2 protein-coding genes (1 of these 2 cut by a window edge) are annotated in these 17936 nt (G+C 73.3%); both read left to right on the top strand.

Annotated features, from left to right (window positions below):
* Positions 1–6240, top strand: the final stretch of a protein-coding gene (locus ACIHCX_RS08210; RefSeq protein ID WP_400027794.1) for an amino acid adenylation domain-containing protein. The gene continues 7941 nt to the left of window position 1, outside the view; only the last 6240 of its 14181 coding nucleotides appear in the window; its start codon lies off the left edge, out of view; its stop codon occupies positions 6238–6240.
* A complete protein-coding gene (locus tag ACIHCX_RS08205) occupies positions 6234–17936 on the top strand; it encodes an amino acid adenylation domain-containing protein (RefSeq protein ID WP_400027793.1) in 11703 nt (3900 codons plus the stop codon). Before ACIHCX_RS08210 ends, ACIHCX_RS08205 begins: the two co-directional genes overlap by 7 nt.

Below are 17936 nucleotides of genomic sequence, written 5' to 3'. Positions count from 1 at the left end.
GTCAAGGCCGGCGCGGTCCATCTGCCGGTCGACCCCGCCTACCCGGCCGAGCGCATCGCCTTCATCCTCGCCGACGCCGGGCCGGCCGTCCTGCTGACCGAAGGGCCCGCCGCCACCGGGCTGCCCGGCTCCGACGTGCCGCGGCTGCTGCTCGACGACGCCGGGGTGCGCGCCGAACTGGCCGCGCTGCCGGACACCGTGCCGGACGCGGGCCGCACGGCCTCCCCCGCGGGCGCCGCCTACATGATCTACACCTCCGGCTCCACCGGCACGCCCAAGGGCGTGGTGGTCCCGCACGAGGGCATCGGCGGCTTCGGCGCGATCCGCGAGCAGTTCGGCCTCGACGCGAGCAGCCGGATGCTCCAGTTCGCCTCCGCCAGCTTCGACGCCGCCGTCTGGGAGGTGCTCGCGCCGCTGCTGGTCGGCGGCGTCCTGGTGATGGCCCCCGCGGACGACCTGGCGGTCGGCGAGCCGCTGGCCGCGCTGCTGGCCCGGGAGCGGGTCACGCACGCCAACATCCCGCCCGCCGCGCTCGCGGTGCTGGCGCCGGGCGCGCTCCCGGACGGCATGAACGTGATCGTCGCGGGTGAGGCGTCCACGCCCGACCTGATCGCCCGCTGGGCGGACGGCCGGCGGCTGCTCAACGCCTACGGCCCGACCGAGGCGACCGTGTGCGCCACCGTCAGCGCACCGCTCACCGCGGGCGTCAACCCGCCGATCGGCCGCCCGCTGTGGAACGTGCGGGTGCTGGTCCTCGACGAGGCGCTGCGGCCGGTCCCGGTCGGCACGCCCGGCGAGGCGTACCTGGCCGGCGCCGGCCTGGCCCGCGGGTACGCCGGCCGGCCGGGGCTGACCGCCGAGCGGTTCACGGCCGACCCGTACGGCCCCGCCGGCTCCCGGATGTACCGGACCGGCGACCTGGTCCGCTGGCTGCCGGACGGCAACCTGGAGTTCGTCGGCCGCGCCGACGACCAGGTCAAGATCCGCGGTTTCCGGATCGAGCCGGGCGAGATCGAGTCGCTGCTCGCCGCCCACGCCGACGTGGCGCAGGCCGCCGTGCTCGCCCGGGAGGACGAGCCGGGCGAGCGGCGCCTGGTCGCCTACGTGGTCGCCGGGGAGGGCCGTACGGCGCCCTCGGCGGCGGCGCTGCGGGAGCACGTGGCCGCGCGCCTGCCCGAGTACATGGTGCCGTCGGCCTTCGTGGTGCTCCCGGCACTGCCGTTGACCCCCAACGGGAAGGTCGACCGCAGGGCGCTGCCCGCGCCGGAGTCCACCGGTCCGTCCGGTGGCCGTGCCCCGCGCAACGAGACCGAGGCCGGGCTGCGGCGGATCTTCGCCGAGGTGCTCGGCGGCGAGTACGTCGAGATCGACGTCGAGGCGAACTTCTTCGAGCTCGGCGGGCACTCGTTGCAGGCGACCAAGCTGGTCAGCAGGATCCGCAGCGAGTTCGCGGCCGAACTGCCGCTGCGCGACTTCTTCGAGAACCCCACCGTGGCCGGCCTGGCCGTGCTGGTCGGCGGGGCCGAAGACGCCCGGCGGACGGTGGTGCCGCAGCCGCGGCCCGAGCACGTCCCGCTGTCGTTCGCACAGCGCCGGCTGTGGTTCCTCAACCGCCTGGAGGGCCCGAGCCCCACCTACAACATCCCGCTGTCCATGCGGCTCACCGGCGCCCTCGACGTGGCGGCGTTGCAGGCCGCGATCGGTGACGTGGTGGCCCGGCACGAGAGCCTGCGCACCACGTTCCCCGAGGCCGGCGGCGTCCCCCGCCAGGAGATCCTGGACCCGGCGGCGGCGACTCCCCGGCTGCGGATCGCCGACGTCGCACCGGACGAGCTGGACGCCGCGGTCGCCGCGGCCGTCGCCCACGGCTTCGACCTGGCCGCCGAACTGCCCGTGCGGGTCGACCTGTTCACCGTGGGGCCGCGCGACCACGTGCTGGTCTTCCTGGTCCACCACATCTCCTGCGACGGCTGGTCGCTGGGACCGCTGCTGCGCGACCTGTCCGAGGCCTACCGGGCCCGGACGGCCGGCCGGGCGCCGCAGTGGACGCCGCTCGCCGTGCAGTACGCCGACTACGCCCTCTGGCAGCGCGACGTGCTGGGCAGCGAGGACGACCAGGACTCGCGGCTGGCGGCTGAGCTGGGCTACTGGCGCGCGCAACTGTCCGGGATGCCGGAGGAGTTGGAGCTGCCCACCGACCTGCCGCGCCCGGCCCGGCCCAGCCACCGGGGCGGTCTGGTCCGGCTGCGGCTCGAGCCCCCGGTGCACCGTGCGCTGGTCGGGCTGGCGAAGACCGCCGGGGCCAGCCCCTTCATGGTGCTCCAGGCCGCGCTCGCCGCGCTGCTCGACCGGATCGGCGCCGGCAGCGACATCCCGCTGGGGACCACGGTCGCCGGGCGCACCGACGACGCGCTGGACGAGCTGGTCGGCTTCTTCGTCAACACCCTGGTGCTGCGCACCGACACCAGCGGCGACCCGAGCTTCCGGGCGTTGGTGGAGCGGGTGCGGCGCACCGACGTCGCCGCCTTCGAGAACCAGAACGTGCCCTTCGAACGGCTCGTCGAGGTGCTCTCCCCCAGCCGCTCGATGTCCCGGCACCCGCTGCTCCAGGTGATGCTCAACCTGCTGAACACCCCGCCCGCCGAGCTGAGCCTCGGCGACGGCCTGGCCATCGCCCAGCAGCCCCACGGCCTGCGGGTGGCCAAGTTCGACCTGGCGTTCAACCTGGCCGAGACGGTGGACGCGGACGGCCGGCCGGACGGCGTCGTCGGTGTGGTCGAGTACAGCACCGACCTGTTCACCGAGGGCACCGTCCAGTCGCTGGCGGACCGGCTGGTCGCACTGCTCGAGCGGCTGCTTGCCGAGCCGGACCGGCCGATCGGGGAGCACGACCTGCTGACCGCGGGCGAGCGTGAGCTGCTGCTCGGCGACTGGCGCGGCACCGAGCCGGAGGTGCCGGCAGGCACCCTGGCCGAGCTGTTCGAGGCGCAGGCGGCGCGCACCCCGCGGGCGACCGCCCTGTGGTGCGAGGGCGAGCGGACCAGCTACGCCGAGCTGAACGAGCGGGCCAACCGGCTGGCCCGTGAGCTGACCGCCCGCGGGGTCGCCCCGGGCCGGATCGTCGCGGTCGCCGTCCCGCGCTCCCCCCTCCAGGTGACCGCGTTGCTGGCGGTGGCCAAGGCGGGCGCCGTCCACCTGCCGGTCGATCCGGACTACCCGGCCGAGCGGGTGGCGTTCATGCTCGCGGACGCCGCGCCGGCCGCCCTGCTCGCCACCGAGGCGTCCCGCGGCCTGCTGCCCGCCGCACCGGCCGTGCCGACCTGGGTCCTGGACGAGCCCGCGTTCGCCGCGTCGGTGGCCGCGCGCCCGGCGACCGACCCGCCGGCGGCGGCAACCGCGCACAGCCCCGCCTACGTCGTCTACACCTCCGGGTCGACCGGCCGGCCCAAGGGCGTGCTGGTCGGGCACACCGGTCTGGCGTCGTTCGTGCACAGCCACGTCGAACGGCTGGGCCTGGACGGCGACAGCCGGGTGCTCCAGGTGGTGTCGACCAACTTCGACGTGTCGGTCGGCGACCTGGCGATGACCCTGCTGTCCGGGGCCGCGCTCGCCCTGCCGGGCCCGGACCGCGAACTGGTCGGCGAGGGCCTGGCCGACGCCATCGAGGCCGCCGGCGCCACCCATGTGATGCTGCCGGCCCCGGTCCTCGGCACCCTGCCGGAGCGGGACCTGCCCAGCCTGCGCTGCGTCGTCTCCGGCGGCGAGGCGCTCTCGCCGGGCCTGCTGGCCCGCTGGTCGGACGGACGTACCGTCGTCAACGCCTACGGGCCGACCGAGACCACCATCGCCGCCACGCTCAGCGGCCCGCTGTCCGGCGACACGACGCCGCCGATCGGCCGCCCGGTCGCGGGCACCCGCGTGGTGGTCCTCGACGAGCGGCTGCGGCCGGTGCCGGTGGGCGTCGCGGGCGAACTGTGCGTCTCCGGTTCCGGTGTGGCGCTGGGCTACCTGGGCCGCTCGGCGCTGACCGCGCAGCGGTTCGTGGCCGACCCGTTCGGGCCGCCCGGCGCCCGGATGTACCGCACCGGCGACCTCGTGCGCTTCAACCGCGACGGCGAGCTGGAGTTCGTCGGACGCTCCGACCAGCAGGTCAAGATCCGCGGCTTCCGGATCGAACCCGGCGAGATCGAGACCGTCCTGCTCGCCCGGCCCGGCCTCGCCCAGGCCGCGGTGGTCGTACGGGAGGAGCGGCCGGGACTCAGACAGCTCGTGGCCTATGTCGTCCCGGAGGAGGGCGCCGAACCACCGGAGCCCGCCGTGCTGCGCAAGGACGTCGCGGCCGCGCTGCCGGACTACATGGTCCCCGCCGCCTTCACCGTGCTGGACGCGCTGCCGCTCACCGCGAACGGCAAGCTGGACCGTGCCGCGCTGCCGGCTCCCGAGTTCGGCACCGGCGAGCCCGGCCGCGGCCCGGCCACCGAGCGGGAGGCCGCCCTGTGCCGGATCTTCGCCGAACTGCTCGGCCGGGAGACGGTCGGAGCCGACGACGGATTCTTCGACCTCGGCGGCGACAGCATCGTCTCCATCCAGCTGGTCAGCCGGGCCCGGGCGGCCGGGATCGAGCTGACGGTGGCGGACGTGTTCGAGCACCGTACGCCCGCGGCGCTCGCCGCGATCGCCGAGGCCGCGACCGCGTCCGTCGCCGAGGACCCGGACGCGGGCATCGGAGAACTGCCGCTGACTCCGATCATGCACTGGTGGCGGGAGCACGGCGGCCCGATCGACGGCTTCCACCAGGCAATGGTGGTGCGGACTCCGGGCACGCTCGACCTCACCGGACTGACCGCCGCCGTACAGGCCGTCCTCGACCGGCACGACGCCCTGCGGCTGCGGCTGACCAGGGCGAGCGACGAGGGCTGGCGGATCGAGGTACGCCCGCGGGGCGAGGTGCGCGCCGAACAACTGGTGGACCGCGTGGACTTCGCGGACACGGCCGCCTCCGGTGACCCCGAGGCGCAGCGCGCCGTGCTCGTGGAGCACGGCCGGGCGGCCGCCCGGCAACTGGCCCCGGAGTCCGGCTCGCTGGTGCGGGCGGTCTGGTTCGACGCCGGTGCCGACCGGCCCGGACTGCTGCTGCTTGCCGTGCACCACCTGGTCGTGGACGGCGTGTCCTGGCGGATCCTGCTGCCGGACCTCGCTGCCGCCTGGTCGCAGGTGGCGGCCGGCCGGGAACCGCTGCTGGAAGCGGTACCCACCTCACTGCGCACCTGGGCCACACGGCTGGCCGAGGAGGCCGGGAGCGGGCGCCGGGTCGAGGAACTGCCGCTGTGGCGCGCGGCGCTGAGCGGCCCCGACCCGCAGCTCGGTGCCCGGCCGCTGGACCGGGAGCGGGACGTGTTCGGCACGGCACGGAGCCTGAACCTCACGCTGCCCGCGGAGGTGACCGAGCCGCTGCTGACGAGCGTGCCGGCCGCCTTCGGCGCCGGGATCAAGGACGTGCTCCTCACCGCGTACACGGTGGCCGTCGCCTCCTGGCGGGCCCGGCACCGGCCGACCCGCGGCAACGCGGTGCTGGTCGAGATGGAGGGCCACGGACGCGAGCCGGTGGTCGCGGGGGCCGATCCGGGCCGGACCGTCGGCTGGTTCACGAGTTCCTTCCCGGTGCGCCTCAACCCCGGGCAGGTGGACTGGAACGACTTCTGGGGCGGCGGCGAGGCGGTGGACGCCGTGCTCGCCAAGGTGCGCGCCCAACTCGCCGAACTGCCGGACGGCGGCATCGGCTACGGCCTGCTGCGCTACCTCAACGAGCGCACGGGGCCGCAACTGGCCACCCTGCGCACGCCGCAGCTCGGGTTCAACTATCTGGGCCGGTTCGCCGCCGGCGGCGGTGAGGCACCGGCCCAGGACTGGAACCCGCCGCCCGGCATGGCCGGGCTGACCGGCGGCGGCGACGCCGCCATGCCCATGGCGCACAGCCTGGATCTCAACGCGCAGACCGAGGACCGCCCGGACGGCCCGCGGCTGGTCGCCGCGTGGGCCTGGCCCGACGGGATGTTCGACGAGGCGGACGTGCGGGATCTGGCCGAGTCCTGGTTCCGGGCGCTGACCTCCGTGGTGGACCGCGCCCGGAACCTGACGGCGGCACCGGCCCGGCCGGGCACGCCGACTTTGGTCCCGGTGGACCAGCAGGAACTGCACGAGTTCGAGAACGAACTGGACGACGAGGGGTTGTCATGGTGAACCAGTCGCGCATCGAGGATCTCCTGCCCTTGTCGCCCTTGCAGGAAGGGCTCCTGTTCCACGCGCAGTACGCGCAGGACGACGAGACGGCCCTCGACGTCTACACCGTGCAGATCGCGGTGGACCTGGACGGGGCCCTGGACACCGACCGGCTCCGTGACGCGGCGGCCTGGCTGCTGCGCCGGCACGCCAACCTCCGGGTCGGCTTCCGTCGCCGCAAGAACGGTGACCCGGTGCAGGTGGTGTACCGCAGCGTCGAGCTGCCCTGGTCCGAGGTCGACCTCACCGACGGTCCGGCCGACCGGCGGGAGGAGCGGCTGGCCGAGCTGATGGCCGCCGACCGGGTGCGCGCGTTCGACCTGAGACGTGCGCCGCTGCTGCGCTTCACCCTGATCCGGCTGGGCGAGAACCGCTGCCGGTTCCTGATGACCAACCACCACATCCTGCTCGACGGCTGGTCGGGACCGCTGCTGATGCGGGAGCTGTTCGCGCTGTACGCCGGAGGCGAGCTGCCGCCGGTGACGCCCTACCGCGACTATCTGTCCTGGCTGGGCCGGCAGGACCGGCGGGCCGCCCTCGCCGCCTGGCGCGACGCGCTGGGCGACGTCGGCGAGCCCACCCTGGTCGCGCCGGACGCCGACCGCGGCGCGGTGGTCCCGCAGGACCTGCTGGTCACGCTGGAGGAGGAGCTGAGCAGCGGGCTGGCGGAGACGGCCAGGCGCTGCGGCGTCACGCTGAACACCGTGGTGCAGGCGGCCTGGGGCGTCCTGCTGGGCAGGCTGACCGGGCGCGACGACGTCGTGTTCGGCGGCACCGTCTCCGGCCGGCCCTCGGCGGTCCCCGGGGTGGAGAACATGGTCGGCTCGTTCATCAACACCCTGCCGGTGCGGGTCTCCGCGCGGCCGGCGGAGTCCTGGGCGCGGCTGCTGGAACGGCAGCAGCGCCGGCAGGTCGACCTGCTCGACCACCACCACGTCACGCTCGCCGACGCCCGGGCGCAGTCCAAGGTGACCGGCGAACTGTTCGACACCCTGGTCGTGTTCGAGAACTATCCGGTGGAGGCCGACGGCCTCGGCGAACTCGCCGAGGGCCTGCGGGTCACCGGCGCGGTCGGCCAGGACGCGACCCACTACCCGCTGAGCCTGTTCCCGGCGCCCGGCCGGCGCATGCGGATCCGGCTCGGCTACCGCCCGGACCTGTTCGACCGGGAGCACGCGCAGGGCATCCTGGACGCGCTGGTCGGCATCCTCACCCGGATCCACGCCGACCCCGAGGCACCCGTCGGCCGCGCCCAGGCCCTGCCCGCGGCCGAACGCCACCGGCTGCTGACGGAGTGGAACGACACCGCGGTGCCCGTCGGCGACGCGTCCCCCGTCGACGCCTTCCAGCGGAACGCGGCGCTCACCCCGGACGCCGTCGCCGTGATCGACGGGGACGGCGAGATCTCCTACCGGGAGCTCGACGAACGCGCCAACCGGCTCGCCCGCCACCTCGCGGCGGCGGGCGTCGGACCGGAGTCGTGGGTCGCCGTGGCCCTGCCGCGCGGGGCGGCGCTGCTGACGGCGCTGCTCGCGGTCCTCAAGACGGGCGGCGCCTACGTCCCGCTGGACCCGGAGTACCCGGCCGACCGAATCGGCTACATCCTCGACGACGCCCGTCCCGGCGTGCTGCTGACCGACTCCTCGGTGACCGGCCTGCCCGAGGCCCCCGGGGTGCGGCGCATCGTCCTGGACGAGACCTCCGTCGCCGACGCGCTCGCCCAGCTGCCCGGCGACGCTCTGGCCGACACCGAGCTGACCGCGCCGGTCCGTCCGGCCAACCCGGCCTACGCGATCTACACCTCCGGCTCCACCGGCCGGCCCAAGGGCGTCGTGGTCTCCCGCGCCAACATCGCCAACCTGGTCGCCGACATGGGGACCCGGTTCGGCGTCGAGGCCGCCGACCGGCTGGTAGCGGTCACCACCGTCGCGTTCGACATCGCCGCGCTGGAGCTGTTCGTGCCGCTGAGCGCGGGCGCCACCGTGGTCATCGCCTCCCGCGAGCAGGTGCTGGACCCGGCGGCGCTCGGCCGCCTGATCACCGGCACCTCCGCCACGATCATGCAGGCGACCCCCACTCTGTGGCAGGCCCTGGTCTCCGAGCGGCCGAAGGCCCTGACGGGACTGCGGGTCCTGGTCGGCGGCGAACCGGTGCCGGCGGGCCTGGCCGCCCGGCTGTGCGAGCTGGCCGCCGAGGTCACCAACGTCTACGGCCCGACCGAGACCACGGTCTGGTCCACCGCCGCCCGGCTGGGCACCCGGCCGGGGCTTCCGCCGATCGGCCGGCCGATCGCCAACACCCGCGTCTACGTGCTGGACTCCGCGCTCTCCCCCACTCCGGCCGGCGTCGCGGGAGACCTGTATCTGGCGGGCGACGGAGTGGCCCGCGGCTACGCGGGACGGGCCGGCCTGACCGCCGAGCGGTTCACCGCCGACCCGTTCGGGACGCCGGGCTCCCGCATGTACCGCACCGGCGACGTGGCGCGCTGGGCGGACGACGGCCAACTGGAGTTCGTCGGTCGCGTGGACGACCAGGTGAAGATCCGCGGCTTCCGGGTCGAACCCGGCGAGATCGAGGCGGTGCTGACCGAGCACGAGGACGTCTCGCAGGCCACCGTGGTCGTCCGGGCCGACGAGTCGGGCGAGAACCGCCTGGCCGCCTACCTGGTCCCGGTCTCCGGCCGGACGGTGCCGGCGGTGGACGCGCTGCGCGCCCACGCGGCGACCCGGCTGCCCGACTACATGCTGCCGGCCGTCTTCGTCCCGCTGGACACGCTCCCGCTGACCCCCAACGGCAAGGTGGACCGGGGGGCGCTGCCCGCCCCCGACTTCACCGCGCTGGTCACCCGCCAGGGCCCGCGCACCCCGCAGGAGGAGATCCTGTGCGGGCTGTTCGCGGAGATGCTCAACCTGACCTCGGTCGGCGTCCACGACAACTTCTTCGAACTGGGCGGCCACTCGCTGCACGCCACCCGTGTGGTCAGCCGGATCAGATCGGTCTTCGAGGTCGAACTGCCGCTGCGGGAGCTGTGGGAGGCACCCACCGTCGCGGAACTGGTCGGCCGGATCGGTGGCGCCGCCGGTGCCCGCGCCACCCTGCGGCCCTGGGAGCGTCCCGCGGAGATCCCCCTGTCCCACGCGCAGCGCCGACTGTGGTTCATGAACCGCTTCGAGCAGACCAGCACCGCCCACAACATCGTCCTGGCGGTGCAGATCAGCGGGCCGCTGGACATCGACGCGCTGCGCACCGCCGTGCGGGACGTGGTCGCCCGGCACGAGAGCCTGCGCACCGTCTTCCCGGACCGGGACGGCGAGCCGCGCCAGGAGATCCTCTCCCCGGACCGGGGCTGCGAGCTGGCTCTGGTCCGCACCACGGCGGAAGACCTGGACACCGCCATCGCGGCGGCGTCCGCGCAGAGCTTCGACCTGGCCACCGAGACCCCGCTGCGGGTCACGCTGTTCGAGACCGGGCCCGAGTCGCACGTCCTGCTGACCGTGCTGCACCACATCGCCGGGGACGGCTGGTCGCTCGACCCGTTCTCCGCCGATCTGGCACGCGCCTACACCTCGCGGGCCGCCGGCGAGGCGCCCGACTGGCAGCCGCTGCCGGTGCAGTACGCCGACTACACCATGTGGAACTACGAGATCCTGGGCTCCGAGGACGACCAGGACAGCCTGATCCACCAGCAACTGGACTTCTGGAAGGAGACGTTGTCGGGTCTGCCGGACGAACTGCGCCTGCCCGCCGACCGGCCCCGGCCGGCCGAGGCCGACTACCGGGCGGACTCGGTGCTGGTGCACCTGCCGGCCGAGCTGCACCGCCAACTGGCCGCGCTGGCCCGGCAGACCGGCACCACGCTGTTCATGGTGCTCCAGGCGGGCCTGGCCTCGCTCCTTTCCGCGCTGGGCTCGACCTCCGACGTGGTGCTGGGCAGCCCGATCGCGGGCCGCACGGACGACGCGCTGGAGCGGGTCGTCGGCTTCTTCATCAACACGCTGGTGCTGCGCACCGACCTGTCCGGCGACCCGACCTTCAACGCACTGCTGGGCCGGGTGCGTGAGGCGGACCTCGCGGCCTACGCCCACCAGGACGTGCCGTTCGAGCGGCTGGTCGAGGTGCTCAACCCGGAGCGCTCGCTGGCCCGCCACCCGCTCTTCCAGGTCTCGCTGGCGCTCCAGAACACGCCGGAGAGCAGCATGGGCCTTTCCGGCCTGGACTGCACCGTACGTCAAGTGCCCGTCAAGTCCACCCAGTTCGACCTCTCCCTGAGCTTCAACGAGAGCGTCGACCGCGAGGGCGAACTCCAGGGGATCAGCGGCCTCGTGGAGTTCCGCCTCGACCTGTTCGACCGCTCGACCGTCGAGGAGCTGGGCGAGCGGCTGGTCCGCTTCCTGGAAGCCGTGGCCGCCGACCCGGAACTTCCCGTGCGGGCGGTCGATGTGCTCTCGGCACCCGAGCGGCGACGGTTGCTGCACGACTGGAACGACACGGCGCGGGGTGACGTGCTGCCGGTGACGTTCCCGCAGTTGTTCGCCACCTCCGTGGAACGCGACCCGGACGCGGTCGCGGTCGTGCACGGCCAGGAGTCACTGACGTACCGAGAGACCGACGAACGAGCCAACCGGCTCGCCCGCGTCCTCATCGACGCCGGAGTGGGCCCCGAACGCCTCGTAGCGTTGGTGCTGCCCCGCTCGGTCGAGATGATCGTGGCCCAACTCGCCGTGCTCAAGACCGGCGGCGCCTACCTGCCCATCGACCCCGACTACCCCGTCGACCGCATCGCCTACATCCTCGGCGACGCCACACCCGCCCTGATCCTCTCCACCGAAGAAACCACCACACGGCTCACGGAAGTGGGCGGCGAAGCGAGCTGGCTGACCGTCGACACCGACCCGGACACGGACAGCTCCCCGGTCAGCACCCCTGTTCTGCGACCGGACCACCCCGCCTACGTCATCTACACCTCCGGATCCACCGGACGCCCCAAGGGCGTCGTCGTCTCCCACCGAGGACTGGCCGCCTTCGCCACCTCCTGCGTCGAACGCTTCACCGTCCACGCGGACTCGCGCGTGCTCCTGTTCTCCTCACCCAGCTTCGACGCCTCCGTACTCGAACTCTGCACGGCCATCGGCGCCGGCGCCGCCCTCGTCGTCCCGCCCCCCGGCCCCCTGGTCGGCGAAACCCTCGTAGAAGTCCTCCGCGACCACCAGGTCACCCACGCCCTCATCCCCCCGGCCGCACTCGCCAGCGGCCCCACCGAAGCAGCCACCCACCTCACCCACTTCCAGACCCTGATCGTCGGCGGCGACGCCTGCCCACCCGAACTCGTCGCCCACTGGGCACCCGGCCGCCGCATGATCAACGCCTACGGCCCCACCGAAGCCACCGTCGCCGTCTCGATGAGCACACCCCTGAACCCCGGCGGCCCGGTGCCCATCGGCACCCCCGTCATCAACACCCGCGCCTACGTCCTCGACGCCTGGCTGCGTCCCGTCCCGGTCGGCGTCGCCGGGGAGCTGTACGTGACCGGTGACGGGCTGGCACGCGGCTACCTCAACCGCCCCGCACTGAGCGCCGAACGCTTCCTCGCCGATCCCTTCGGCCAGTCCGGAGCGCGCATGTACCGGACCGGCGACATCGTCCGGTGGACCTCGGACGGCACCCTGGAGTTCGTCGGACGCGCCGACGACCAGGTCAAGATCCGCGGCTTCCGGATCGAACTCGGCGAGATCGAGACCGTACTCGCCGAAGACTCCGCCGTCGCCCGGGCCGTGGTGCACGCGCGGGAGGACGCGGAGCACCGCAGGCAGCTCGTCGCCTATCTCGTGCCCGCCGCCGGCCGCGAGATCGACACCGCGCGGCTGCGGGAGCTGGTGAGCGCCACCCTGCCCGACCACATGATGCCCGCCGCGTTCGTCGAGCTCGACGCACTGCCGCTCACCGCCCACGGCAAGCTCGACCGCAAGGCCCTGCCCGCGCCCGAGTTCACCTCCTCCCCGGGCGGCCGGGAGCCACGCAACGAGGCCGAGCGGATCCTGTGCGGGCTCTTCGCGGAGGTGCTCGGCCTGTCCGAGGTCGGGATCGACGACAGCTTCTTCGACCTCGGCGGCGACAGCATCGTCTCCATCAAGCTGGTCAGCCGGGCGCGCGCGGCCGGCGTCGCGTTCACCGCGCGGGACGTGTTCGAGCACAAGACCGTCGCCCGTCTCGCGGCCGCCGCAGGCGGTCCCGGTGCCGGGGCGTCCTCCGGCAGCGGCGGGGACACCGACGGCGTCGGCTCCGTGCCGCTGCTCCCGATCATCCACTGGATGCGGGAGCGCGGCGGCCCGATCCGGCGCTTCAACCAGACCATGATGGTGGTCGTCCCGGGCGACCTCGGTCTGCAGCGCCTGGAAGCCGCCCTCCAGGCGGTCCTCGACCACCACGACGCGCTGCGGATGCGGCTGCGCCGCACCGGCGGCCTGATCTGGAACCTGGACATTCCTCCCCGCGGTGAACTGCGCGCCGCCGACTGCGTCCGCCGGGTCGACGTCGCCGGGTTGGGCCGGGAGGAGACCAACGCCCGCATCGGTGAGCACGTCCAGGCGGCCTGGGACCGGCTGGACCCGGAGACCGGCGCGATGGTGCAGGCGGTGTGGTTCGACGCGGGGCCCGGGGCCCCCGGCCGGCTGCTGCTGGTCGTGCACCACCTGGTCGTGGACGGTGTCTCCTGGCGGATCCTGCTGCCCGACCTGGCCCAGGCCTGGGCCGAGGTGGCGGCCGGCCGGACGCCGGAGCTGGCGCCGGTGGGCACCTCGCTGCGCACCTGGGCCCAGCGGCTGACCGAGGCCGCGCAGGACGCCGAGCGGGTCGGGGAGCTGGAGACCTGGCTGGACGTGCTCGGCGACTCCGACCCGCTGCTGACCCCCCAACCCCTCGACCCACGACGGGACATCACCGCGACCGCGCGCACGATGTCGCTGGTCCTGCCCACCGAGCTGACGGCGGCGCTGCTGACCACCGTGCCGGCCGCCTTCCACGCCCGGGTGAACGACGTGCTGCTCACCGCGTTCGGCGCGGCGGTGGCACGGTGGCGGCGGACGCACGACCGGGGCGACCACACGGGCGTGCTGATCGACCTCGAGGGACACGGCCGCGAGGAGATCGTCGACGGTGTCGACCTGCACCGCACCGTCGGCTGGCTGACCAGCCTCTTCCCGGTCCGGGTCGACCCGGGCCCGCTGGACTGGACCGAGTTCTGCGCCGGGGGTCCCTCGGCCGGCCGGGCCCTGAAGGAGGTCAAGGAGCAGCTGCGCAGGCTGCCGGAGAACGGCATCGGGTACGGCCTGCTGCGCTACCTCAACCCGCAGACCAGCATGATGCTGGCGGGCCTGCCCAAGCCGCAGATCGGCTTCAACTACCTGGGCCGCTTTGCCATCGCCGAGGAGAAGGCGCAGGCCACGCCGGAGGAGTGGAGCCCCGCCCCGGAGTCCGGCGGACTCGGCGGTGGCGGCGACACCGACGTACCGCTGAGCCACAGCATCGACCTGAACGCGCAGACCCAGGACCGTGCCGACGGCCCGCGGCTGATCGCCGTCTGGTCCTGGGCGGACGCGCTGTTCACCGAGGAGGAGGTGCGCGAGCTCGCCGAGACATGGTTCGAGGCGCTCGGCGCCCTGGTCGCACACGTGGCACGCCCGTCGGCGGGTGGCCACAGCCCCTCCGACCTCCCGCTGGTGCCGCTGACCCAGGCCCAGATCGACATGGTGGAGGCGGCCGACCCGGAGCAGCTCGAAGACGTACTGCCGCTCACCCCGCTGCAGGAGGGCCTGCTCTTCCACGCCCAGTTCGACGAGCACTCCCCCGACGTCTACAACATCCAGATCGCAGTGGACGTCGAGGGCGGCCTGGACGCCGCGAGGCTCCGGGAGGCCGCGGCCGGGCTGCTGGACCGGCACGCCAACCTGCGGGCCGCGTTCCGGCAGCAGGGCCTGGACCGTCCCGTGCAGGTGGTGCGGCGCGGGGTGGAGCTGCCGTGGCGCGAGGTGGACCTCAGCGGTCTTGCGTCCGAGGAGCGGGACGCCGAACTGGCCGGGTTCATGGCCGCCGACCGCGTGGACCGGTTCGAGGTGGAGCGGCCGCCGCTGTTCCGGTTCACCCTCGTCCACCTGGGCGACAACCGCTGCCGGTTCGTCCTCACCACCCACCACATCCTGCTGGACGGCTGGTCCGCGCCGCTGGTGATGCGCGATCTGTTCGTGCTGTACGCGGGCGGTGACCTGCCGACGCCCACCCCCTACCGGGAGTACCTGTCCTGGCTGGGCCGGCAGGACCGCGGGACCGCGCTCGCCGCGTGGCAGCGGGTACTCGAAGGCGTCAGTGAACCGACGCTGATCGCGCCGGAGGACTCCGGCCGCCGGGCGACCGTGCCGGACGAGCTGCTGTTCCGTGTGCCCGAGAAGCTGACCACCGCGCTGAACGCGGCGGCCCGGCGCTGCGGTGTCACCCTCAACACCGTGGTCCAGGCGGCCTGGGGTGTGCTGCTGGGACGGCTGACCGGACGCGACGACGTCGTCTTCGGCGGCACGGTCTCCGGACGCCCGGCGGAGATCGACGGCGTGGAGAACATGGTCGGCCTGTTCATCAACACCCTGCCGGTACGGGTCCGGGTACGGCCCGGCGAGTCGTGGGCGGAACTGGTGGGCCACCTGCAGAGCCGGCAGACCGAGCTGATGGGCCACCAGTACCTCGGCCTGCCGGACATCCTGCGCGCCCAGGGCGTCGACCAGCTCTTCGACACCCTCACCGTCACCGAGAACTACCCGATGGACACCGGCTCGCTCGGCAGGCCCACCGAGGGTCAGCGGATCACCGGCCTGGAGGCGCGGGACGCGAACCACTACCCGATCTCGCTGATCGCCGTTCCGACCAGTGAGCTGCTGCTGAAGTTCGAGTACCGGGGCGAGCTGTTCGAGCGTGCCGAGATGGTGCGCTGGATGGACTGGCTGGTCGGCCTGATCGGTCAGTTCAGTGCCGACCCGGACCGGGCCGTCGGCGACGCCGAGTTGCTGTCCCCCGAGGAACGGCATCGGGTGCTGGTGGAGTGGAACGACACGGCGCGCGACGACGTGCTGCCGGTGACGTTCCCGCAGTTGTTCGCCACCTCCGTGGAACGCGACCCGGACGCGGTCGCGGTCGTGCACGGCCAGGAGTCACTGACGTACCGAGAGACCGACGAACGAGCCAACCGGCTCGCCCGCGTCCTCATCGACGCCGGAGTGGGCCCCGAACGCCTCGTAGCGTTGGTGCTGCCCCGCTCGGTCGAGATGATCGTGGCCCAACTCGCCGTGCTCAAGACCGGCGGCGCCTACCTGCCCATCGACCCCGACTACCCCGTCGACCGCATCGCCTACATCCTCGGCGACGCCACACCCGCCCTGATCCTCTCCACCGAAGAGACCGCCACACGGCTCGCGGAAGTGGGCGGCGAAGCGAGCTGGTTGACCGTCGACACCGACCCGGACACGGACAGCTCCCCGGTCAGCACCCCTGTTCTGCGACCGGACCACCCCGCCTACGTCATCTACACCTCAGGATCCACCGGACGCCCCAAGGGCGTCGTCGTCTCCCACCGAGGCCTGGCCGCCTTCGCCACCTCCTGCGTCGAACGCTTCACCGTCCACGCGGACTCGCGGGTCCTGCTGTTCTCCTCACCCAGCTTCGACGCCTCCGTACTCGAACTCTGCACGGCCATCGGTGCCGGCGCCGCACTCGTCGTCCCGCCCCCCGGCCCTCTGGTCGGCGAAACCCTCGTAGAAGTCCTCCGCGACCACCAGGTCACCCACGCCCTCATCCCCCCGGCCGCACTCGCCAGCGTCCCCACCGAAGCAGCCACCCACCTCACCCACTTCCAGACCCTGATCGTCGGCGGCGACGCCTGCCCACCCGAACTCGTCGCCCACTGGGCACCCGGCCGCCGCATGATCAACGCCTACGGCCCCACCGAAGCCACCGTCGCCGCCACCATCAGCACGCCCCTCACCGCCCAAGGCCCGGTACCCATCGGCACCCCCGTCATCAACACCCGCGCCTACGTCCTCGACGCCCGGCTCCGCCCCGTCCCCGTCGGCGTCGCCGGGGAGCTCTACGTCACCGGCGAAGGACTCGCACGCGGCTACCTCAACCGCCCCGCGCTGAGCGCCGAACGCTTCCTCGCCAACCCCTACGGCCCGCCCGGCACACGCATCTACCGGACCGGCGACATCGCTCGCTGGACGCCGGACGGCACCCTGGAGTTCGCCGGACGGGCCGACGACCAGGTCAAGATCCGCGGCTTCCGGATCGAACTCGGCGAGATCGAGACCGTACTCGGCCAGGAGGAGAGCGTGGGCCGGGCGGTCGTCGTCGTCCGCGAGAACGAGGAGGGCGCGAAGAGCCTGGTCGCCTACGTGGTGGCGGCGGAGGGTGCGACGATCGAGGTGCCCCGCCTGCGTGACGTCCTTGCCGCGCGGTTGCCGGACCACATGATGCCCGCCGCGTTCGTCGAGCTCGACGCACTGCCGCTCACCGCCCACGGGAAGCTCGACCGCAAGGCCCTGCCCGCGCCCGACTTCAGCCCCACGGACTGGACGGGCCCGCGCACTCCGCAGGAGGAGATCCTGTGCGGCCTGTTCGCCGAGGTGCTCGGGCTGGAGACGGTCGGCGTCCACGACAGCTTCTTCGACGTCGGCGGCGACAGCATCATGTCGATGCGGCTGGTGACCAAGGTCCGCGCCACGTTCGGCGTGCGGCTGAGCATCCGCACCATCTTCGAGGCGCCCACCGTCGCGGAGCTGGCCGGCCGGCTCGCGGGCGACACCGAGGGGGACACGCTGGACGTGCTGCTGCCGCTGCGGACCACGGGCGACAAGGCACCGCTGTTCTGCGTGCACCCGGCGGGCGGCCTCAGCTGGGTCTACTCGGGTCTGATGAAGCACATCGGGGCGGACCGCCCGCTCTACGGCCTCCAGGCCAGGGGGCTCGCCGATCCGTCGGCGACGCTGCCCAGCAGCATCGAGGAGATGGCGGCCGACTACGTCGCGCAGATGCGCGGCGTCCAGCCCAACGGCCCCTACCACCTGCTCGGCTGGTCGCTGGGCAGTCTGGTGGTCCACGCCATGGCCACCCAGCTGCGGGCCGCGGGCGAGGAGGTCGGGCTGCTCGCCAACCTCGACCAGTACCCCATCGACCGGAGCGAGCCGGAGCCGGAGCGCCTGCCCGACCAGCAGGACGCGTTGCGGATCATGCTGGACTTCGTCGGCCACGACATGGACAGCCTGGGCGACGAACCGCTCGAGTACGCGATGGTGGCCGAGGTGCTGAGGGAACGTCAGAGCGTCTTCGCGAACCTCGACGAGTCGGCCATCGCCGCACTGGCCCGGGTGTTCGCGAACAGCCGCACGCTCATCGGCGGTTTCGAACCGCAGCCGCTCGACGGCGACGTGCTGGTCCTCGTCGCCGAGCCGGACGAGGCGGTACCCGCCACGGAACTCGTCGAACGGGCCGAACGCTGGCGGCCGTTCGTGACTGGAAAAATTGAATATCGGGTGGTGCGGTGCAGCCACGCGCATATGATGCAGGCTGAACCGGCCGCGGAAATCGGCCGCATACTCGCCGAAAAGCTCGGGGAAAGCAAGTAG

Source organism: Streptomyces sp. NPDC052043, from assembly GCF_044548235.1.
Taxonomy (GTDB): Bacteria; Actinomycetota; Actinomycetes; order Streptomycetales; family Streptomycetaceae; genus Streptomyces.
Note: the sequence above shows the minus strand (reverse complement) of the source record. Positions and strands in the feature narration are given on the sequence as shown.

Coding starts and splice junctions, on each gene's coding strand:
- ACIHCX_RS08205 (WP_400027793.1), top strand. CDS start 6,234: ATGGTGAACCAGTCGCGCATCGAGGATCTCCTGCCCTTGTCGCCCTTG.